The organism is Pseudorhodoplanes sp. (assembly GCF_050250235.1).
Taxonomy (GTDB): Bacteria; Pseudomonadota; Alphaproteobacteria; order Rhizobiales; family Xanthobacteraceae; genus Pseudorhodoplanes.
Genome location: NZ_JBFWPA010000005.1, coordinates 1 through 21,061, shown reverse-complemented (window position 1 = coordinate 21,061; position 21,061 = coordinate 1). Strand labels below are relative to the sequence as shown.

Here is a 21,061-nt window from a genome sequence, read left to right as displayed (position 1 = left end):
CCCGAGGGAGTGCACGATGCGTCCGATCATCACGCTGCTGGCGGCTTTCGTCTCCTGGTTCGCGGTCGCCATGCCGGGGGCGGTTGCGCAGGACCGGGTGGCGCTGGTCATCGGCAATGACCGCTATCCGAACCTTCCCGCCGAGCAGCAGCTTGTCAAAGCCGTCAACGATGCGCGCGCGGTGGCGAGCACCCTCGAAAGCATTGGCTTCAAGGTGATGCGCGGCGAGAATCTGGACCGCACCCGCATGGTCGAGCACATCTTCCGGTTCGTGCAGGCGATCAAGCCGGGCGACACTGCGCTGCTGTTCTTCGCCGGCCACGGCGTTTCGATTGCGGGCGGCAACTACCTGATGCCCACCGATGTCCCCGAGATGCGGCCCGGCGAGGAAGGCCGGGCGCGCAACCTCGCGCTCGGCGAGACCGACATCGTCGGCGATATCCAGGCCGCCAAGCCGCGCGTGATGGTGATGATCCTGGACGCCTGCCGCGACAATCCGTTCAGGCAGGCGGGACTGACGCGATCCCTCGGCACCAGGACCGGGCTGGCGCGCGGCGCGGAAGCCGAAGGCGTGTTCACGATCTACAGCGCAGGCTTCGGACAGGCGGCGCTCGACCGGCTCGACGACAACGACCGGTCGCCGAATTCGGTGTTCACCCGGGCGCTGCTGCCGGCGCTGGCACGCACCGACACGCATCTGGCCGACATCGTCATCGACATGCGCGAGCAGGTCGCCAAACTCGCCGCGACCATCGGGCACCAGCAATATCCGGCCTATTACGACCAGACCCGCGGCGGGCGGGTCTATCTCGCCGCGCGGCCGCCAGCGGGCGGCGCAGAATCCGGCGCGCGCATTCCGGGTCCGGTCCAGCCGCAGCCGGCGGCGCCGGTTGCGCGCCGCACCGCCTTGCTGATCGGCAACAGCGAGTATCCGAACCATGTCGACCTGGTGACCCCCAGCAACGATGTCGAAGCCGTGGCGCGCATGCTGCGGGACGCGGGATTCGACCGCGTCGTAAGCCGCAACAATCTCACGCGCGCAGGCATGCGCGTGGCGCTTCGCGACTTTGCAGGAAGTGCGGCGAGCGCGGAGGTCGCCATGGTGTTCTATTCCGGCCACGCCACCCGCGTGGCGGCCGACCGGCTGCTGCTCGGCAGCGATTTCCGGTCGAAGGCGCTGACCGTGGCGTCCATCCTGCAGCAGGGCGTCAATCTGTCGGAACTGATCGACGCCACCAAGGGTGCCGCGCGCAGGATCGTGGTGATCGATTCCGACCAGAAGGAAGCGTTCAAGGAATCCGCGCCGGCGAAGCCCGGTGCCGATGCGCTCGACCCGCGCGGCGCCGTCGTCATCTATTCATCGGGCGCGACCGAAAGCGCCAGCGACGGCAGCGGTATTCAAAGTCCGTTCACCGAGGCTTTCGTGCGGCATTTCAAGGTGCCCGGCGCCAGCCTTCGCGAGGCCTTCGCCAAAGTGCAGCGCGACGTTTCGGCGGCGACCAAACGCCAGCAGAACCCGGCGATCTACGGCGCTGCGCAGGCGCAGTTTTCCCTGGTATCGCCATAGCGAGCCGTGTGTCTTAATGGACGGCGGACCTTCAGGTGAAATTTGCGTCTTTTGACGTATTGATGCCGACATTTTTTCGAGCCACATGCATCGCACGGACATCAGGTCCTTGTATCCGTTCAATCCATGGCCAAGTTCCCGCACGTGTGCGAATGTGATCGCGCTTGGGCAGGTTCATGGAACAGATCGACACCATTCCCGCCGCGATCGCGGAGGTCTTCATCACCGACCGGCTCGGCAGCCGCCCGGAGGCCCGCACCGATCATCTGCGCGAGAAACTCGCCATCCAGGATCTTGCCAACGAGATGGCGGAGCATCCCGGCGAGGTGCTGCCTCGCCTGGTAAAGCTTGCGATGGAATTGTGCGAGGCGGATTCCGCAGGCGTCAGCGTTCTGGATGCGGACGCGAAGCTGTTTCGCTGGTTGGGGCTGCAGGGTGCGCTGTCTGCGTTCGAGGGTGCCACCACGCCGCGCGATCATTCGCCCTGCGGCGTGTGCCTCGACCAGGAAGGCGCCATCCTCATGGAGCGACCGGAGCGCGTCTATGACTGGATCAGCGACGCCAATATCAGCGTGCCGGAAGTGCTGCTCGTTCCGCTTTTCATCAAGGGCGGCACGCCGCTTGGAACGCTATGGGTGGTGGCCCGGGTCGGGCAGCCGTTCGACAGCGGCCATGCCCGCATCCTGACCGAACTCGCGACCTTTACCGGGATTGCGCTTCGCATGATTCAGAGCGAAGAGAAGCTGAGAAAGTCACTGGACGAGCAGGCCACCCTGACCAAGGAAATGAGTCACCGGGTCAAGAATGTGTTCGCCATCGCCAATGGCCTGATCCGCGTCAGCGCCCGCAACGCGGCAAGCAAGGAGCAGCTTGCGGACAGTCTCACCGGCCGTTTGCAGGCGCTGGCGGAAGCGCACGCGCTCGTGAGGCGCTCGTTCAGCGAGACCGGCAAGGGGCAGCATATCCCGCTCGGCGAGATCATCACCCGCATCCTGCGCCCCTATCATGGCGATTCCGATATCGGCGGGCCGGACGTGCGGCTCGGAGAACATGCGACCAACAACATCGCGCTGGTGTTCCACGAGCTTGCGACCAATGCGGCCAAGCACGGCGCGCTGAGCCGCGAGGGTGGCACGGTGCGCGTGCGCTGGACGCAGGATGATCATGTCGTCATCGTGGACTGGCAGGAGATCGGCGGCCCGGCGGTCAGTATTCCGGACAAGCGCGGCTTCGGCTCGACTCTCGTGACGTCGACCCTCACAAGCCTTGGCGCCGGAATCACCCATCACTGGGACGGCGCAGGCCTTCGGGTGGTCATCTCCGCACCGTTGGCCAAGCTGCAGCACTGACAGCGCCGCGACCCGCGTCGTCAACCTGAGCCTGCGCGCAAACAGAGCCGAAAGATGCCGCGCTATTTCCGGGCCAGACCCAGCGCGCTCAACTTTCGCATGTCCACGAAATCCGACTGCATGTCGATCATGAACGCAAACCTGCACCCCTCGACCCGCATCGTCACCCATGGCGCGTTGACCGAGTGGCGCGGCGTGGTCATGCGGCCCGCACGATAGTCGAGCGAGCGGACGCGGCTGCGTGGAAAGCGATGCCAGCGAAACAGCAGCGAGGCCGTGCAAACCGCGATCTCGCCATCGCGCTCCTTCATGCCGATCACATATTTCCGCACATAGACATGCATCGCCACACTCACCCCGACGCCGATCACCGCGAGTATCGGCCAGGCCGGATCGATTGTGGTGTAGAGATGCTGCCAGAGCGTGCCGCCGGCAAACAGCAAGGTGGCACCGACGAAGCCCCAGTACAGCAGCCTCACCTTCAGCGCCTGCCAGCGGTTGACCACGATGGTATCCGGCGGATAGGCGGCGGCCCCGGTCTCGTCGCCGATGCCCTCGATCGCCGGAAGCCCGAGCTGCTTGGCCTTGCGCACGACCGTGCGGCGGCCGATCTTGCCGGGTTCGCCGATCGCAAGCGGGACCGATCGCGCCGGGTCCGGATGCTTCAGCACGACACTGAGCAGCGGAATTTTCGTTTCGCCGACCAGGCGCGTGCCCATGTTGATCTGCGCCACCCCCTCGAAGCCGGAAAGCGGATGCGACCACGCCGTCTTGCGGATCAGGTCGCGCTCCTTAACGTCCACGCGCTCGTCGGAAATGTCGACGGTAACGGTGCGAAAGCCCGCATTGAATTCCGGCCACAAGTACCAGACGACCGCGGCGACATAGCAGGCCACCGCGATCGCCGTGGCCGGAAGCCCGTAGGCTTGCAGCCCCATACTCGCGAGCGCGAGCAGCGAAGCCGCCACCGTAACGACGGAACCGAAGGCCAGCCAGAACAGCCCGAGAAAGCCCACGATGTAACGGTCGGCCGGATCGCCTCGCAGCACCACGCTGACCGGACGCTTCGACACGTCCGCCTCGAACGGAAACGGTTCGGGCACATCGTCGAACACGCTCACCAGCCGGCCTCCCCTGCGCTGACGACAGATTAGGACGAAACCGGCGGCCGCGGCTTGCGGCGAGACCGCGCACGGAAACGAAGCGGAGCGCGGTGTCGCCGGCCGAGGCAAGCGGGACATTTCGACACACTTCCCAACACGCGAGCACAAGTCAGCACCCGCATTCGTCGCTGGGTTGCAACGCTACGCCCTTCATGCCCGCGTCGATGCGACTATCAACACGCCTTCACCCCGACAAGAATGTCGCCACAGATGCTATCCGCAGCACATCGTGGCGCTTCGCAGCACGACAGGGATGCGACAGGAACTCCGGCGGACATCGACGTCTCTCTCTCAGCACCTATGCGTGTGTCATTCGCACGTGATTCGGCACCGACATGCAGAACACGGCAGAACGCAATGCCAAGTGCAGCATGATCTGGAAAGAACGGTGGCTCACGATGAAATGGATCAAGGCAATATTCGTCACCTCCACGGCGAGCGTGTTTGTGGCAACGGCGGCGCAATCGGCCGATCTTCCGATGAAGGCCAAGGCCATCGAATATGTCTGCACCGCCTATGGCGCGGGCTATTACTATATCCCCGGAACCGATACCTGCGTGAAAATTGGCGGCTATGTCCGTTTCGAAGCCTATTACAACGCTCCGCAGGGCGCTTATCCGGTCAACAACGCCACCGGCGTGTTCAATCGTCATGTCAACGCGTTTGCGATGCAGAGCCGTTTCCGGCTCACAATGGATGCACGCACGCAGACCGAATACGGAACCCTGCGGTCGTATCTGAATTTCGGCGTCAATGCCAGAAACGGCATCAATCAAAGCCTGGCGCCGAGCATATCGGTCGCTCTGGAGCGAGCCTTCATCCAGTTTGCCGGTTTCACCATCGGCCGCTCGCAGACCTTCTTCACGCTGTATAACAGCTCGTCCTGGGGACTCATCACGGCCACCCTTGACGGCGGCACTGCATCGACCGGCATGAATCTCGCCGCCTATACGTGGCAGTTGGGCGGTGGCCTGTCGTCCACGCTTTCGTTCGAAGACGCGCAGGCCCACAGCAAGGGCGTTGTCGATCTTGGAAACGCAGCGGCCGCGGGCAATACCGCAGGTGTCCTCGGTGCCGCTCCGTTCACCTCGACAAATACCAGCGACAGTCAGGGAGCCCGGGCTCCCGACATTGTCGGAAATCTGCGCGTCGATCAGGCGTGGGGGTCGGCCCAGATCATGGGCGCGCTACACCAGGTCAGTGCGCGCTACAATTTCAACACCAGTACGGCGACCTGCAATGGTGCGGGCAACAACACGACAGCATGCGGTCACCCGGGCGAAAAATGGGGCTGGGCAATCGGCGCCGGCATGACGCTGAAGATGCCCTGGGACTCCAAGGACACCTTGTCCGGACAGATCGCATATTCGAAGGGCGCGTCGAGCTACGTCGCGTTTGCGAACTCGAACAACGCTCTGCACCAGAGCGGTGGCATCGCGCTCGGCGCCTTCAACGACGCGGTGTTCGGCGGCGTCGGACTCAATGGCGGCGGCATCAGCGAGATCGAACTGACCGAGGCCTGGGGCGGCTCGATCGCTTTCCAGCATTACTGGACACCCAGCCTGCGAACCTCATGGGTATTCGGCTATATGAGCGTTCAGTACGGCGAGGCGGCGAAGGTGTTGATCGCCAATCTCGGCAACCGTTGCATCGGCTCCGGAATCGTCATCAGCGATACCGCAAGCTGCGATCCCGACTGGTCGACGTGGCGTGTATCATCACGCACGATGTGGAATCCGGTGCGCAATCTCGATGTCGGCGTTGAAGTTGCCTATACGCAGGTCGACACGGCGTTTGGTGGTGCGACGGGAACTCTGACCACGCCCAATAACGGGCTTTCCATCGGCTCGTATGCGCTCGACGACCTGGGGGTCTGGTCGGCCGCGCTCCGCGTGCATCGTAGTTTCTGGCCGTAACTGCTCCTCAATCGGCCGACCCCGCGGCCGAGGTCTTTGCAACCTCCATGTGAAGAACCCGCATGATCGAGCCAGACAGCTGGTTTCCGCATCGCTCCGCGGAAACCAGCTTGCTTGGAAAGCATCCCGGGCGCAGGGCGCGCAGCGGCATTTCGCCGATGCCCTCACGGTGGAAAGGCTTGCGGCGAGACCGCCCACGGAAGCGAAACGCAGCAGCGATGGTACACGTCACAATCGCGCTATCGCGCATCTTCCTGCTTTCGCGGGAGCGGACACACGGATAACTTGCGTGGTCGGCGATCCAGAGGGAAACACGATGCGTCCGACCAACTTCTTCAGTTCTTTCATCGCGGTTGCGTGCCTGGTGGCGAATGCGTTTCCCGCGCTTGCCGACCGGGAGGTTGCTCGCACGGCGATCATGGATAGCGCGGCCGTCATGCGCCCCGTTCAGGGGCCGCTCCAGCGATGGGCGGCAATCCGGGTCCCGGACTCGGTCGCTGGCAAGGGCAGCGTGGCGCTGGTCGTCGGCATCAACAATTATCAGAATCTGCCGAAGCTGAAGAATGCCGTCAACGACGCCACCGCGGTCGCGGACATGCTTCGCGCCGCCGGATTCGACCAGGTGATCGTGGCGCACGATCCGGATGATCGGGCGCTTCGCGCCACGCTGGGCGAGTTCAATGCAGCCGCCGAGGGCAAGGACATTGCCCTGATCTATTTTGCCGGACAGGGCGTGCGCCTGAAAAGCAAGCGGCTTCTGTTCGCCACCGATGTTACCCTCGATCAGGCCAAGGCCGGAATCGCATTAACGCTCGACGACCTGCAGGCGGCAGTCCCGCGCACGGCACGGGTCAAGCTGATTGCGATCGATGCCTGCCAGGACGAGCTCGATGCCGACCCGAAGGCGCGAACCGAGCCGATGCTGCCGGTGACCGAGAACGCTCCGATCTTCTATTCATCCACGCCCTACGAACTGGCGCAGGATGGAGAGGGGACGCTCAGCCCGTTCGCCACCGCGTTCGTCAGGCATTTCGCCGCGCCCGGGCAGGGCATTCGCGATGCCGCGAACCGGGTGCGCGACGACGTCGTGGACGCGACCAAAGGCGCGCAGACGCCGGTCCTCTACGGCTATGTCGAGCGCGACCTGCAACTGCTTCCGTCCGGCCAAGCGGTCCGCTGATCGCAAAGGATTGTCGACGCAACCGTCGGATGCGCCTCAGGCTGCGAGTGCCGCCAGAATCCGCGCCCACGAGCGCGTACCCTTGTGGAACGAGGCGAGGTCGTATTTCTCGTTCGGCGAATGCACGCGGTCGTCGTCCAGCGCGAATCCGACCATGATCGTATCCATGCCGAGCACGCGCTTGAAATCGCCGACAATGGGGATCGAGCCGCCGGCGCCGACAGTCACCGCTTTCGCGCCCCATTCGTCCTGCAGCGCCTGCCGCGTCTTCAGGATCGCCGGGCTGTCGAACGGAAGCTGCAGGGCGGGCGCGAGACCGTGGTTCTCGAACTCGACCTTGCAGTCGGCGGGGATGCGCGCGCGGATGAAATCGCGGAACGCGTCGCGCACCTTCACCGGATCCTGATTGCCGACCAGCCGGAACGAAACCTTGGCGCTCGCCTGTGAGGCGATCACGGTCTTGGCGCCCTCCCCGGTATAGCCGCCGATAATGCCATTCACGTCGCAGGTCGGTCGGGTCGAGATCATCTCGATCAGCATGCGGTCCTGTTCACCCGCGGGGATTTTCAGGCCGACCTGGCCGAGAAACTCCGCGGGCGTAAGGTCCAGCGCTTTCAAATCCGCCTTGATGTCGGGCGGCAATTCGGGGACGCCGTCATAGAAGTCCGGAATCGTGATGCGGCCGTTCTCGTCATGGATCGCGGCCAGCGCCTTGGTGAGCACGCGGATCGGGTTCTGTGCGGCACCGCCGAACAGTCCCGAATGCAGGTCGCGGTCGGCCGCGGTCACGATGACGTCCTCATAGACGAGGCCGCGCAGCGAGGTGGTGATCGAAGGCGTGGTCGGCGACCACATGCCGGTGTCGCAGACCAGCGCCAGATCGAGCTTGAACTCGTCGGCATTCTTCTCGACGAACGGAAACAGCGACTTCGAGCCGCATTCCTCCTCGCCCTCGATCATCACCGTGACGTCGAGCGGCAATGTGCCGGTCACCGCCTTCCAGGCGCGGCACGCCTCGACGAAGGTCATGAGCTGGCCTTTGTCGTCGCAGGCGCCGCGTGCCACGATGATCTTGCGGCCATTGCCCAGATCCTCGATGCGCGGATCGAAGGGCGGCGTCTTCCACAGTTCAAGCGGATCGACCGGCTGCACATCGTAGTGACCGTAGAACAGGACGCGCGGCCCGCCGTTTTGCTTCTCGGGCTTGGCGATCACCAACGGATGGCCGCCGGTCGGGCGGATTTCGGACGTCAAGCCAAGCGTTGCGAGGTCTTTGGCGACGAAATCGGCAGCGCGCTTGCACTGATCGGCATAGGCCGGATCGGTCGAGATCGACTGGACCTTGAGGAAGTCGAACAGCCGCGCGAGCGAGGCGTCGAGATCGGCATCGATGTGGTCGAGGACTTTCGGCAGGGCTTCGGTAGGGGTCATGCTTGCTCCGCGCTCGTGTCCCGGGCGCGTTGCGGCATGCAATGCCGCTACGCAGAACCGGGACCTGTTTCAACTGGGTCCCGGCTCTGCGATGCATCACTGCGCTTTCGCTGCGTGCTGCATCGCGTCCGGGACGCGAGACCTTGTTACCGCCGCAATATCCCCCCAAGCGTCCCGCGCACAATGGCGCGACCGACCGACGCACCGTGCCGGCCGCCGATCTGCTTGCCGATCGAGGCGGCAACGCCGCCGATCACCGTCGTCGTCACCGTACGGGCCACGCTTCGTGCAACCTCCTGGCTAGGCGAAAGCCGTTCGCCGCGCTTGCGATTGGTGCCGAAGATCGATCCGATCCAGCCGCCAATGCCGCCACCGTCGTCTTCCGCCTGATCGGCTGGTGCCGCCTCTTTCGCGACCCGTTGGCTGAGCTTCTCATAAGCCGACTCGGAGTCGATCGTGGTGTCGTATTTTCCCTTGAGCGGACTCTTCGCCATGATGGCCGCGCGCTCGCCCGGCGTGATCGGACCCATGCGTCCGCAAGGCGGACGGATCATGCAGCGTTCGACCATGGTCGGCGCACCTTTTGGGTCGAGGAACGACACCAGCGCTTCGCCCTTGCCGAGCTCCATGATGACCTGGGCCGTGTCCAGTTTCGGATTGGGGCGGAACGTGGTGGCCGCAGTCTGCACCGCCTTCTGGTCTCGCGGCGTGAAGGCGCGCAGCGCGTGCTGCACGCGGTTGCCGAGCTGCGCCAGCACCTTGTCGGGGACGTCGAGCGGGTTCTGGGTGACGAAGTAGACGCCGACTCCCTTCGAGCGCACGAGACGTACCACCTGCTCGATTTTCTCAAGAAGCGCCTTCGGCGCCTCGTCGAACAGCAGATGCGCTTCGTCGAAGAAGAACACCAGCTTCGGCTTTTCCGGGTCGCCGACTTCCGGCAATTCCTCGAACAGCTCGGAGAGCAGCCACAACAGGAAGGTCGCGTAAAGCCGCGGATTGCCCATCAGCTTGTCGGCGGCGAGAATGTTGACATAGCCGCGGCCGTCACGGTCGGTCTTCATGAAATCCATGAGTTCGAGCGCAGGCTCGCCAAAGAATTTCTCGCCGCCCTGGTTCTCGAGAACCAGCAGCGCACGCTGGATGGTACCGACGGTCTGTTTCGTGACGTTGCCATAGCTGGCAACCGCCCGCTTGATGGCATCGAGCTGCGGATTGCCGGTGCCCTCCTCCGCCTCCTTCTTGCCCGAAAACGGCGCGACCGCATCGAGAATGGTCCGCAAATCCTTGAAGTCGAGGAGCGCCAGCCCCTCGTCATCGGCGATCTTGAAGGCGACGTTGAGCACGCCTTCCTGCACGTCATTGAGGTCGAGCAGCCGTGCCAGCAGAAGCGGGCCCATCTCGGATACGGTGGCGCGGATCGGATGGCCCTGTTCGCCGAACAAATCCCAGAAAATCGTGGGTGAGTAATCCGGCTGGTATTCCAGGCCCATGCTTTGCGCGCGTTCGACCAGGAACGGCTTCGCCTCTCCCATGACCGAAATGCCGGACAGGTCGCCCTTGATGTCGGCGGCGAAGACCGGCACGCCATTGCGCGAAAAGCCTTCGGCCAGAACCTGGAGCGTCACCGTCTTGCCGGTGCCGGTAGCGCCCGTTGCCAGTCCGTGGCGATTGGCCATCCCAAGCAGGATGCGTTCCGGCTTGACGCTTTGCCCGATGAAAATCGTTCCTGCGGGTTCGACCGGCTCTGCGGTTGCAGGCGCGATGGGAGCAGCCGCCGGCGCCTTCGCGGCCTTCGTGCCATTCCTGCGCGCCGGCTTGCCCTGCCCGCCCGCTTCAGGCTCGGCGGAAGCCTTGACGGATTTTTTCTTCGCCGACTTGCTGGCAGACTTGCTGGCAGACTTGGCCATCGCCCCGCATCCTTCCTGAAATCAATCGCATTTTTGAGGTGTCGGGAAAGCCAGGTCAACGCCGACTGTCCTTCGATCGCAGTGCAATGTCATCAACACGCTTTGCTCATAGTGGCGAGCGTGTCACACCGTTGCATATTTGTCAGGCGGTCTATTTCCTTTATGCCCGTTTCGACTATCAATGATCGCTTACCCGTCTTTCGTGCGGGAGGGGCAGGCAAGCATGGACGAACTCGTCGGGCGACTTGTCGCCGAACTCGGCATTGACCGTCAGGTCGCCGAGCAGGCGGTCGGTATCATATTGGCGTTTCTGATCAAGGAGGCGCCTGCGGACAAGGTGAAGCCGCTTCTTGATGCCGTGCCCGGTGCTGAAGCCGCGGCCGCGGCGGCCCCTTCGGGCGGCGCGTTCGGCATGGGCGGTATCATGGGTGTCGGCACGCAGTTGATGGGGCTTGGCCTCGGAATGGGCGAGGTTCAGGCAATCGCACGGACGATCCTTGGCTTCGCGCGCGAAAAAATGGGCGATGACGCAGTCGACGAAATGATCGGCGCGATTCCGGGCCTGTCGCAATTTGCCTGACCGGATCGCGTGCCGGACTGTTCGGGGACTGAAGTCGTGTCGAAATCGTTGAAAAAGCTGGATGGTCTGGACCCGGACGTGATCGAATGTCTGCGTTCGGCCGGCATCCGGACTTCCGGCAAGCTGCTGGAAGCTGCGAAGAGCGCGAAAGTCCGCAAGACGCTCTCACTCAAGACCGGAATTGAGCCGCGGCAGCTCCTGCGGTTCGCCAACCTTGCCGACAAGCTGCGCGTGAAGGGACTGGGCACCGGCTATGCCGAGCTGCTTTGCCGCGTCGGCGTCGATACCGTGCGCGAATTGAAATATCGGAACCCGGCCAAGCTCGCGGCCGCCATCCGCAAGGAAAACGACAAGCGCAAGCTGGTGCGACTGGTCCCCACCGAAAAGGCGGTCGGACGTTGGGTCGAGGCGGCGAAGAAGCTGCCGCCGAAGATCAGCTATCGCTAGTCCGCTCGAATTGACCTATCTGAGGTGCGCCTGCTCCGGCGAGAGCGGGAATGCGGCGTGCCCGGCCCCGGGTCCCGCTGGCACGGCGGCAAGCGGAAAGTTCAACGCGAGCGATCATGGCGAACGCAATCGAAGCCCGCGGCCTTTGCCTCGACACCCTGCTTTCCCCGTCGCGCACCGCGGTGATGGGCATTCTGAATCTGACCCCGGATTCCTTTTCCGATGGTGGCCGCTTTGTTGATCCCGCGGTCGCGATTGCGCATGCCACCGAGATGGTGGCGCAGGGCGCCGATGTCATTGACGTGGGAGCGGAATCGACGCGGCCCTATGGCGGCATGCAGCCGGTCACCGCCGAAATCGAGCGCGGGCGGCTGGAACCGGTGTTGCCGGCCGTGGTCGGGCTTGGCAAGCCGGTCTCGATCGATACCATGAAAGCAAGCGTCGCGGACTGGGCGATCCGCCAGGGCGCTGCCATCGCCAACGATGTCTGGGGGCTTCAGCGCGACCCCGAGATGGCGCGCGTGGTTGCCGATCATGGCGTGCCGGTGATCGTCATGCACAATCGTGCCGAGGCTGATCCGGCGATCGATATCGTCGATGACATGCTCCGCTATTTCGAGCGCTCGCTTGCCATCGCCGACAGCGCCGGCATGCGCCGCAATCAGATCGTGATCGATCCCGGCATCGGGTTCGGCAAGACGCCGGAACAGAGCGTCATCGCCGTTGCACAGCTTGCCAGACTGAATGGCTTCGGCCTGCCGATCCTGATCGGGCTGTCGCGCAAACGATTCATCTCCTCGATCGTGCCGTCGGAGCCTGCCGCGCGGCTTGGCGGGTCGATCGCGGGGCATCTTCTTGCCGTGCAGCAGGGAGCGGTCATCGTGCGGACACATGATGTATTCGAGACCATGCAGGCGCTGCGGGTCGCCGAAGCGATCGGGAGAGCCAGGTGAAGGACATCGTGAAGGACATCGTAAAGGGCATCGTGAACGAGACCGACACGATCTTCATTTCGGGTCTCGCACTCCATGCCTATCACGGCGTGATGCCGCATGAAGGCAAGGTCGGGCAAAGCTTCAAGCTCGACATCACGCTCGATATCGATCTCGGCGAAGCGGCTCGCTCCGACCGGCTGCGACACACCGTTTCCTACGATCAAGTCGCCGCGGTGGCGGCCGAGGCGTTCTGCAAGAAGCCCTACAAGCTGATCGAGGCTGCGGCGGGCGCCGTGATCGACGCGCTTTTGCAGGAATTTCCGCGTGTGACCCGCGTAAGCATCACCGTTCACAAACCGCATGCGCCGATTGCCGCAACCTTCGATGATGTCGGCGTCATCATCACGCGCGGCCGGGGGAAGTAACGTGTGGAGCGCGTTCTGACATGCCGCGCGCCTTCGTCGCCTTCGGCGGCAATGTCGGGGATGTCGGTGCCACCATCACGCGCGCCATCGCCGATTTCTGCGACGGCGAGCACGTTGCGCTCCTGAGGCGCTCATCGGATTATCGCACGCCGCCCTGGGGCGTGACCGATCAGTCGCCCTTCGTGAATGCCTGTATCGCGGTCGATACCCGGCTGTCGCCACGCGGCCTGCTCGACCGCGCACATGAGGTCGAGCGCGCCTTCGGCCGCGACCGGCAACGCGAAACGCGTTGGGGGCCACGCAGCCTCGACATCGATATTCTCGCCTATGACGAGGTGACGCTGGACGAACCGATGCTCACCCTGCCGCATCCGCGCGCGCTGGAGCGCGCGTTCGTCCTTGTTCCGCTCATCGAGATCGCGCCGGACCTCGTGCTCTCGGGAACGCGCATTCGCGACGCACTCGCGGCAGCCGATCAAACCGGCATCGAGAAGCTGTCGTCTCACCACTAGCACGCTGGCTTGACAGAACCGCGCGGAGTTCCTTCCGACAGCCGGCAGGGAATCGTGAACCCTCGCGCGACCCATACGTTAGCCATGCAGGGGTGGCACTCACGAGCAGACAGGAGAAGAATCTCATGAAATCGCTCATGCTCGCCACAGTCGCCACGTTCGCTCTGGCCATGCCGGCGGTGGCCGCCGATCGGGGTCAGTCGGGAACAATGGACCCGACGCGCACTCAATCGCAGCAGCAATCGTCGCAGCAATGGAGCCAGCAGCAGAAAGCGCAGTCCGTTTCGCCGTCGGAACTGGATCAGTCCCAGATCCGGCAGATTCAGCAGGCGCTGAACAAGCACGGCTTCGACGCCGGTAATGTCGATGGCGTGTGGGGACCGGAAACGCGGGACGCTGTCCAGAACTTCCAGGAGAAGCGCAACCTGTCCACGGACGAGGCGCTGAATGAGGAAACGCTGTCGGCCCTCGGCGTTGACTTCGCTTCCAGCATGAACGGCGGTGGCGCAAGCACCACGGGTTCGGGCTCAAGCGAAACCACCGGCTCGGGCTTCAATGAACCCGCCGATTCGAATCTTGAGGCAAGCGACATGGACGGCAACCCGCAGACAAGTCCGTCCGCTCAGTGACGCCTCTCGACCCCAATGGGAGAAATGAACCCGGCAGGGCCGCGGTGCGTGTTGGCGCCGCGGCCCATACCCTTTGCCATTCTCAACGGCCTCGCCCGTTTTTGGCGACGAACTTGCATGTGTCTTGTGAAGCGAAGGTGCAACATGGCATTTTGCGATCATGGCCCAGGACCTCCCCCTCGCATCCGAATTTCCGCCCGCGACCCGCGAGCAATGGCTCAAGCTGGTCGACGGCGTCCTGAAGGGGGCGCCGTTCGACAGGAAGCTCGTCGGCACAACCTATGACGGCCTGCGCATCGACCCGCTTTACGGGCGCCGTGCCGACGCCAATGTCCTGACCGGGCGCGCGCCGGGCATGCCATGGCAGATCATGGCGCGGGTCGATCACCCCGATCCGAAAGAGGCCAACCGGCAGGCGCTGGAAGACCTAGAGAATGGCGCCAACGGGCTTGTCCTGGTCTGTCCGGGTGCGATCGGATCGCAAGGCTTCGGGACCGACGTATCGGCTGACGGGATCGCGACGCTGCTCGACGGCGTCTTTCTCGATGCCGGCGCACCGATCGAGTTCATGCTCACGCGCGAGGCGAAAGACGTGCCCGCGCATGTCGCCGCTATCATCACGGCGCGCAAGCTCGCCCCCGCCGCATGCGACCTGCGCATCGGCTTCGACCCGATCGGCCTGATGGCGGCGGGTTCATCCGCGCCGGTGCCGTGGAGCGAGATCGCGCCACTGTTTGCGCGCATGACCCGCACGCTCGCCGACGAAGGCTTTCGCGGTCCGTTCGCGGTGGCCGATGCGCGCGTGATCCATAGTGCCGGCGGATCGGAAGCGCAGGAGCTGGCTTATGCTCTCAGCGTTGCCGTCGCATATTGGCGCGCGCTGGAAGCGGGTGGCGTCGCACTAGATAAAGCGCGACGGATGATCTTCTTCCGGCTGAGCGCCGACGCAGACCAGTTCATGACCATGGCGAAATTCCGCGCATTGCGGAAGCTCTGGGCGCGCGTCGAGGAAGCGAGCGGCCTGACACCCGCGCCCGCCTTCATCGCGGCAGAGACGGCGTGGCGCATGATGACGCAGCGCGACCCGTATGTGAACATGCTGCGGGTAACGATCGCGGCCTTTGCCGCAGGGCTCGGCGGTGCCAACGCCATAACGGTGCTGCCGTTTACCGCGGCGCTCGGCCTGCCCGATGGCTTCGCGCGGCGGGTGGCGCGCAACACGCAGCTTGTCCTGCTGGAGGAGTCCAGCCTCGCGAAGGTGGCGGACCCGGCGGCAGGCTCCGGCGGGATCGAAGCTCTTACCGACGGCCTCTGCCGTACCGCATGGGCGCTGTTTCAGGGGATCGAGAAGGCGGGTGGTATTGCAGCCGCGCTCGAATGCGGGCTGATTCAGAAACAGGTCGCCGAGACCCGCACCACGCGCGAAAGCGCGGTGGCGATGCGCAAGGACCCAATCACCGGCACCAGCGAGTTTCCGTTTCTGGCGGAGATGGCGGTGAATATCTTGATGCCTGCGCCCCTCCTAGACTCTCCCCCGCAAGCTGGGAAGGAGCAGACCGGGCTTGCAGCGCTGCCAGCCATCCGTCTCGCCGAACCTTTCGAAAAACTCCGCGACGCATCCGACGCGAAGCTGAAGAAAACCGGCGCGCGGCCGAAGGTCTTTCTCGCCACCCTCGGCAAGCCCGCCGACAGCATCGCGCGCGCCACTTTCGCGAAGAATTTCTTCGAGGCCGGCGGCATCGAGGCGATGGAGATTGCGGGTGGCGATCTCGCCGCGGCGTTCAGGCAGTCGGGCGCCGCGCTCGCCTGCCTTTGCTCGTCGAATGAGGTCTATGAGAACGAAGCCGCGGCGGCGGCGAAGGCTTTGGTCGCGGCCGGTGCAAAGCAAGTCTATCTCGCCGGACGGCCGGGCGACCTTGCCGACGCGCTGAAACAGGCCGGGGTACAAGCTTTCATTTACGCCGGCTGTGATGCACTGGCGACGCTGGAAACCGCGCATGAGGTTCTGCGGAAAGCCCCGTGATGCGCTGCACAAAATGTGCTATTGTATCGGCGGTTGAGGCGTTGAGGATTCATGACCCGGCTGCCTGATTTCGCATCCATCGACTGGCAGGCCCCGCAGGTCGCGGCGGCCGAAAGTGCGGCTGCGCCCGACTGGATGACCCCGGAAGGCATCCCGGTGAAGCCGGTCTATCGCGAAGGCGATCTCGCCGGGCTCGACTTCCTCGACACCTATCCCGGCATCGCGCCCTATCTGCGTGGCCCCTACCCGACCATGTATGTCAACCAGCCCTGGACCATCCGGCAATATGCCGGCTTCTCCACGGCGGAAGATTCCAACGCCTTCTACCGGCGCAACCTCGCGGCCGGGCAGAAGGGCCTGTCGGTCGCCTTCGATCTCGCGACCCATCGCGGCTATGACTCCGACCATCCGCGCGTGTCCGGCGATGTCGGCATGGCAGGCGTCGCCATCGACTCGATTTACGACATGCGCACGCTGTTCTCCGGCATCCCGCTGGACCAGATGACCGTGTCGATGACCATGAACGGCGCGGTGCTGCCGGTGCTCGCGCTTTATATCGTCGCCGCGGAAGAACAGGGCGTGCCGCCGGCAAAGCTTGCGGGCACGATCCAGAACGACATTCTCAAGGAATTCATGGTGCGGAACACCTATATCTATCCGCCCGCACCGTCGCTCCGCATCATCTCGGACATCTTCGCGTTCACCTCGCAGAACATGCCGAAATTCAACTCGATCTCGATCTCCGGCTATCACATGCAGGAGGCCGGTGCGACGCAGGATCTCGAACTCGCCTATACGCTCGCCGACGGCATCGAATATGCACGCGCCGGCATCGCGGCCGGCATTCCGATCGACAAATTCGCGCCGCGGCTGTCGTTCTTCTGGGCGATCGGCATGAATTTTTTCATGGAAGTCGCCAAGATGCGCGCCGCGCGGCTGCTCTGGGCCAAACTCATGAAGGAGTTTTCGCCGCAGGACGCGCGCTCGCTGTCGCTGCGCACGCATTGTCAGACCTCGGGCTGGTCGCTCGCGGCGCAGGACGTGTTCAACAACGTCCCGCGAACCATGATCGAGGCGATGGCTGCGACGCAGGGGCATACGCAGTCGCTGCACACCAATGCGCTGGACGAGGCCCTCGCCTTGCCGACCGACTTCTCGGCGCGCATCGCCCGCAATACGCAGATCGTGTTGCAGCAGGAATCAGGCACCACGCGCATCATCGATCCGTGGGGCGGCTCGTTCTATGTCGAGAAACTGACCTACGAGCTTGCGAAAAAGGCCTGGGGCCACATCCAGGAAGTGGAAGAACTCGGCGGCATGGCGAAGGCGATCGAGGCGTCGATCCCGAAACTGCGGATCGAGGAAGCGGCCGCCAAGACCCAGGCCCGGATCGATGCCGGGGTGCAATCGGTCATCGGCGTGAACAAATACAAGCCGAAGAGCGAAGCGCAGATCGACGTGCTGAAGGTCGATAATTCCACCGTGCGCACGCTGCAGCTCGACAAGCTCGGGCGTTTGCGGAAAGAACGCGACCCGAAAGCGGTCGAAAGCGCCCTCACCGCGCTGACCAACGGCGCGACGCAGGGCGGCAACCTCCTGGCGCTGGCGGTCGACGCGGCGCGGGCCAAGGCCACCGTCGGCGAGATTTCATCGGCGCTCGAAAGCGTGTTCGGGCGTCATCGCGCGGAGATCAAGGCGATTTCCGGCGTCTACAAACGGGAGGTCGGCGGAATGTCCGACGCCGTCGAGCGGGTTCAGAAGCTCGTTGCGCAATTCGAGACCGACGAAGGCCGCAGGCCGCGCATCCTGGTCGCCAAGGTCGGACAGGACGGCCACGACCGCGGCCAGAAGGTGATCGCATCGGCTTTCGCCGATCTCGGCTTCGACGTCGATATCGGCCCGCTGTTTGCGACTTCGGCCGAAGCCGCGCGCCAGGCCGTCGAGAACGACGTGCATGTCGTCGGCGTCTCTTCGCTCGCCGCCGCGCATCTGACCGCCGTTCCCGAACTGAAGGCCGAACTGGAGAAGCAGGGCCGCGGCGACATCATGATCGTGGTCGGCGGCGTGGTGCCCCCGCAGGACTGGGACGCGGTGAAAGCCGCCGGCGCCGAGGCGATCTTCCCGCCCGGCACGGTGATCGCGGAAGCCGCCGAGGATCTGATCGGCAAGCTCAACACGCGGCTCGGCTACGGGCAGAAGGCGGCGGAGTAGGCCGGGCGTCGTGAATCGGGTAGACTGAGAATATGCGTGTCGCCGATCAAAGTCGTCATCAGGTCTTGGCGGGGCTTCGCGGTCTTGAATCCGCCCTCCGCGCTGAAGGCGTAACTCACCTTGCCATATTCGGTTCGCGCGCACGCGGCGATCATCGCGCCGATAGCGACCTCGACATCCTGATCGAGGTCGAGGCGGGTCGAAAATTCTCCTTGCTTGATCTTGTCGGGGTTTCCCACACCATTGAAGACTCGCTTGGGATTCCCGCAAACATCTTCATGAAGCGGAGCCTGGAGCCTCAAATTGCCGAGACAATCGAGAGCGATATTGTCGAGGTCTTCTAATGACCGATCGAACTTACTGGCGCCTAACGGACATCAAAGCGGCAATTATCGAAATAAACAAATTGCTGGAGGGTAAGTCCTCCGACATTTTGTCGACCGACCGCGCCGTTCGCGCAGCCTTTGAACGCTTTCTTGAGATCGCAAGCGAGGCATCTCGCCACATTCCGCAAGAATGGAAAGATGAGTTTTCGGAAATCCCCTGGCGCAGAGTAGCCGACCTCGGAAATCACATACGTCACGTTTATCACAAGATTGACCTGGACTTGCTTTGGCTCATTTATACGGAGGAGCTTCCGAGGCTTGAAGCCGTGATTGAGCAGCTGATAAACCGCGCCAAACCGCCGCGGTGACGTGGGTGAGTGAATTCGCGCGATGTCCGACATGCATAACGTAATCCCGCATTCGATCCTGCCCGACGCCCCCGACAGCTTCTGCTCCTATCTCGCCAGGCAGTTCGTCGCCAAGCAAGGTTATTCCATCGGCCTCGTCGCCGAGGCCGCGCCGCTTGCCGAGAATTGCGATATCTCGCTCATGCATCACGACGGCTACAGCCTCAATCTGGTCTGCCTGATCGACCGCGAGGCCAATCCCGGCAAGACCTTCGGCCTCACCGCGGAAGCGGTCAGCGACATCGGCAAGGCCTGCCTGCAACATACCGGGCGCATCCATCGCGCGAAGATGCCGGTGAAAATCCAGATCATGGAAGTCGGACCTGAAGACGCAACCGCGCGCGAGCGCTTGAAACCCATGCGTCCGTCCAGCATTTTTTCGAAGGTGCAGCCATCCGGATGGATCGTCGATCCATCCAATCACACGATCTGGAACAATTCCCTGTTCGGATCATGGACGCCGCCCGCCGGCTTTATCCGCAAGCTGATGACGCGGCCGCGCGAGACCGGGCTGGTTGCACCGGTGGCGCCGGCCGTCGCCCATGTCGCTCCGGGATTTCCCTACCTGACGACGGGCATCATCGCGGTGCTGTGCGCGATTTTCGCAGCCGAAATCGGATTCGGCGTCGACCCATGGGCCGGGTTCCTGCAGCCCTCGATCGAAACGCTGCTGGCCTTCGGCGGCATCTACCGCCCGCTGGTGATGCAGGGCGAGTGGCTGCGGCTGTTTTCAGGCCCGCTTCTGCATGCCGACGTCCTGCATCTTCTGCTGAATTGTGCAGCGCTCTATATCTCGGGACGCATCCTCGAAGGCGTGGTCGGCCGCGCATGGCTTGCGGCAACATTCGTGATCGGCGCGATTTCCGGCGCGCTGTTCTCGCTTGCGTTCAATCCGGAGAATCTGGTGTCGGTCGGTGCGTCCGGCGCGGTGATGGCGTTGTTTGCGACGCTGCTGGTCCTCGCCTTCCATTTCCCGAAGGGAGCCGATCGCACCGCGCTGCTGATGAACTCGATCTATGTGCTGGTCGCATCGATGGTCCCGGTGACATCATCGGGCGGCAAGGTCGACATCGCCGCGCATGCCGGCGGCGCGCTGGGCGGCGTTGTGATGGGCGGGTTGCTGCTGGCGATCTGGCGCCAGGACGAGGCGCATCCACGCTTTGCGCGCTTCGGAGGTGCGATCGGCATCGCGGGGCTGGCGGCGTTCATCTTCGCGTTCACCGCGTTGCCGCAGAATTACCGCGAGGGAGTGATGAGAGCGTCGATCGTTCCCGAAAGCGAAACCCCGAAGAACGCAGCGGAATGGCGATCGCGTGCGATCGACCTGATGAAGAAGTATCCGCGCGACCCGCGGCCCCGCTATTTCCGTGCCGTTGATCTGATCGAAGCCAAGGACATGCCCGCGGCCGAACGCGAATTGCGCGCGGGCCTCGCCGAGTTCGATCTGTGGCGCAAGGTGATCAACCCGGAATTCGCCATGCATATGCAGGTCGCGCTGGCCGTCGTGCTGGCGCCGGACCGGCTGCCGGAAGCGCAGGCCGTGGCAAAGCCGACCTGCGCCTGGGCCAAGGGCGCCACCCGGGAATTGCTGGACGACAACAAGCTTTGCGAATAGCATTGTAATATCAATGCGTTATGCGCTGACTGGACCAGTCTAGCTAATCTAGCTAGATTTCCACCATGAAGACAGTCGGAATTTTCGAAGCCAAGACCACCCTGTCCCGGCTACTGCAAGAGGTGGAAAAAGGCCGCGACGTCATGATCACGCGGCACGGAAAACCAGTGGCCAAGCTGGTGCGACCCGAAAGGCAGTTTTCGTCCGAAGAATCCCGGCAGCGGCGGGAGGCCATCGCCAGCTTGCGGGAGCTCGGTCGCACACTGAACCTCGGTTTGACTCACGAAGAAATCAAGACGGCGATTGAAGAGGGCCGCCGTTGATCGTAGTCGACGCGTCGGTGGTGGTAGCGTGGCTCCTCGGCGAAAGGAGCGAGTCGAGCGCCGGTTTCCTCTTCGATGCAATCCCGGACGGTGAGGCCGTCGCACCGGCGCACTG

Annotated in this window: 20 protein-coding genes; 16 read left to right on the top strand and 4 right to left on the bottom strand. The window is 63.7% G+C overall.

Annotation, left to right across the window (positions count from 1 at the left end; all coding sequences use genetic code 11):
- The first annotated feature begins 16 nt into the window (after window positions 1-16).
- A complete protein-coding gene (locus AB7F49_RS03875) occupies window positions 17-1,567 on the top strand; it encodes a caspase family protein (RefSeq protein WP_428520516.1) in 1,551 nt (516 codons plus the stop codon).
- Window positions 1,568-1,598: 31 nt separating this feature from the next.
- On the opposite strand, the gene AB7F49_RS03870 is transcribed toward AB7F49_RS03875, so the two are convergent.
- The gene (locus tag AB7F49_RS03870; RefSeq protein ID WP_428520514.1) at window positions 1,599-1,745 is read right to left on the bottom strand and encodes a hypothetical protein; all 147 of its coding nucleotides are present in this window, start codon (window positions 1,743-1,745) and stop codon (window positions 1,599-1,601) included.
- Between AB7F49_RS03870 and AB7F49_RS03865 the strand changes: the two genes are divergently transcribed.
- Window positions 1,744-2,916 (top strand): sensor histidine kinase, encoded by a 1,173-nt coding sequence (locus AB7F49_RS03865; RefSeq protein ID WP_428520512.1) that lies wholly within the window; start codon window positions 1,744-1,746, stop codon window positions 2,914-2,916. The genes AB7F49_RS03870 and AB7F49_RS03865 overlap by 2 nt on opposite strands.
- 62 nt (window positions 2,917-2,978) lie before the next feature.
- On the opposite strand, the gene AB7F49_RS03860 is transcribed toward AB7F49_RS03865, so the two are convergent.
- Window positions 2,979-4,037, bottom strand: coding sequence for a hypothetical protein (locus AB7F49_RS03860; RefSeq protein WP_428520510.1), 1,059 nt, complete (start codon window positions 4,035-4,037; stop codon window positions 2,979-2,981).
- 377 nt (window positions 4,038-4,414) lie between these two features.
- Here AB7F49_RS03860 and AB7F49_RS03855 point away from each other — a divergent pair, with 377 nt between their 5' ends.
- Both AB7F49_RS03855 and AB7F49_RS03850 read left to right on the top strand, forming a co-directional pair.
- Window positions 4,415-5,995, top strand: a complete 1,581-nt coding sequence (locus tag AB7F49_RS03855; protein ID WP_428520508.1) for a porin — start codon at window positions 4,415-4,417, stop codon at window positions 5,993-5,995.
- 316 nt (window positions 5,996-6,311) lie between these two features.
- A complete protein-coding gene (locus tag AB7F49_RS03850; protein ID WP_428520506.1) occupies window positions 6,312-7,175 on the top strand; it encodes a caspase family protein in 864 nt (287 codons plus the stop codon).
- 36 nt (window positions 7,176-7,211) lie between these two features.
- Here AB7F49_RS03850 and AB7F49_RS03845 read toward each other — a convergent pair whose 3' ends face one another.
- The gene (locus AB7F49_RS03845) at window positions 7,212-8,606 is read right to left on the bottom strand and encodes a M20/M25/M40 family metallo-hydrolase (protein ID WP_428520504.1); all 1,395 of its coding nucleotides are present in this window, start codon (window positions 8,604-8,606) and stop codon (window positions 7,212-7,214) included.
- A 146-nt stretch (window positions 8,607-8,752) separates the two neighbouring features.
- Complete coding sequence (locus tag AB7F49_RS03840; RefSeq protein WP_428520502.1) at window positions 8,753-10,513, bottom strand: helicase HerA-like domain-containing protein; 1,761 nt, start codon at window positions 10,511-10,513, stop codon at window positions 8,753-8,755.
- A 223-nt stretch (window positions 10,514-10,736) separates the two neighbouring features.
- On the opposite strand from AB7F49_RS03840, the gene AB7F49_RS03835 reads away from it, so the two are divergent.
- The 12 genes from AB7F49_RS03835 to AB7F49_RS03780 all read left to right on the top strand — a co-directional run bounded on the left by AB7F49_RS03835 (window position 10,737) and on the right by AB7F49_RS03780 (window position 20,946).
- Window positions 10,737-11,093, top strand: a complete 357-nt coding sequence (locus tag AB7F49_RS03835; RefSeq protein ID WP_428520500.1) for a DUF2267 domain-containing protein — start codon at window positions 10,737-10,739, stop codon at window positions 11,091-11,093.
- Between the two features lie 36 nt (window positions 11,094-11,129).
- Window positions 11,130-11,540, top strand: a complete 411-nt coding sequence (locus AB7F49_RS03830; protein WP_428520498.1) for a DUF4332 domain-containing protein — start codon at window positions 11,130-11,132, stop codon at window positions 11,538-11,540.
- A gap of 185 nt (window positions 11,541-11,725) precedes the next feature.
- Window positions 11,726-12,493, top strand: coding sequence for a dihydropteroate synthase (gene folP / locus AB7F49_RS03825; protein WP_428520613.1), 768 nt, complete (start codon window positions 11,726-11,728; stop codon window positions 12,491-12,493).
- Window positions 12,490-12,900, top strand: a complete 411-nt coding sequence (folB, locus tag AB7F49_RS03820; protein ID WP_428520496.1) for a dihydroneopterin aldolase — start codon at window positions 12,490-12,492, stop codon at window positions 12,898-12,900. Before folP ends, folB begins: the two co-directional genes overlap by 4 nt.
- Before the next feature lie 20 nt (window positions 12,901-12,920).
- The gene (gene folK / locus AB7F49_RS03815; protein ID WP_428520494.1) at window positions 12,921-13,412 is read left to right on the top strand and encodes a 2-amino-4-hydroxy-6-hydroxymethyldihydropteridine diphosphokinase; all 492 of its coding nucleotides are present in this window, start codon (window positions 12,921-12,923) and stop codon (window positions 13,410-13,412) included.
- A gap of 125 nt (window positions 13,413-13,537) precedes the next feature.
- Window positions 13,538-14,041, top strand: coding sequence for a peptidoglycan-binding domain-containing protein (locus AB7F49_RS03810; RefSeq protein WP_428520492.1), 504 nt, complete (start codon window positions 13,538-13,540; stop codon window positions 14,039-14,041).
- A gap of 160 nt (window positions 14,042-14,201) precedes the next feature.
- Complete coding sequence (locus AB7F49_RS03805) at window positions 14,202-16,064, top strand: methylmalonyl-CoA mutase family protein (RefSeq protein WP_428520490.1); 1,863 nt, start codon at window positions 14,202-14,204, stop codon at window positions 16,062-16,064.
- A gap of 51 nt (window positions 16,065-16,115) precedes the next feature.
- Window positions 16,116-18,275, top strand: coding sequence for a methylmalonyl-CoA mutase (gene scpA / locus AB7F49_RS03800; protein WP_428520488.1), 2,160 nt, complete (start codon window positions 16,116-16,118; stop codon window positions 18,273-18,275).
- A gap of 32 nt (window positions 18,276-18,307) precedes the next feature.
- Complete coding sequence (locus AB7F49_RS03795) at window positions 18,308-18,619, top strand: nucleotidyltransferase family protein (protein WP_428520486.1); 312 nt, start codon at window positions 18,308-18,310, stop codon at window positions 18,617-18,619.
- Window positions 18,619-18,969, top strand: coding sequence for a HepT-like ribonuclease domain-containing protein (locus AB7F49_RS03790; RefSeq protein ID WP_428520484.1), 351 nt, complete (start codon window positions 18,619-18,621; stop codon window positions 18,967-18,969). Before AB7F49_RS03795 ends, AB7F49_RS03790 begins: the two co-directional genes overlap by 1 nt.
- A gap of 31 nt (window positions 18,970-19,000) precedes the next feature.
- Window positions 19,001-20,623: a rhomboid family intramembrane serine protease gene (locus AB7F49_RS03785; protein WP_428520482.1), complete on the top strand. Its 1,623-nt coding sequence runs from the start codon at window positions 19,001-19,003 to the stop codon at window positions 20,621-20,623.
- Window positions 20,624-20,688: 65 nt separating this feature from the next.
- A complete protein-coding gene (locus AB7F49_RS03780; protein ID WP_428520480.1) occupies window positions 20,689-20,946 on the top strand; it encodes a type II toxin-antitoxin system Phd/YefM family antitoxin in 258 nt (85 codons plus the stop codon).
- The last annotated feature ends 115 nt before the right edge of the window (window positions 20,947-21,061 follow it).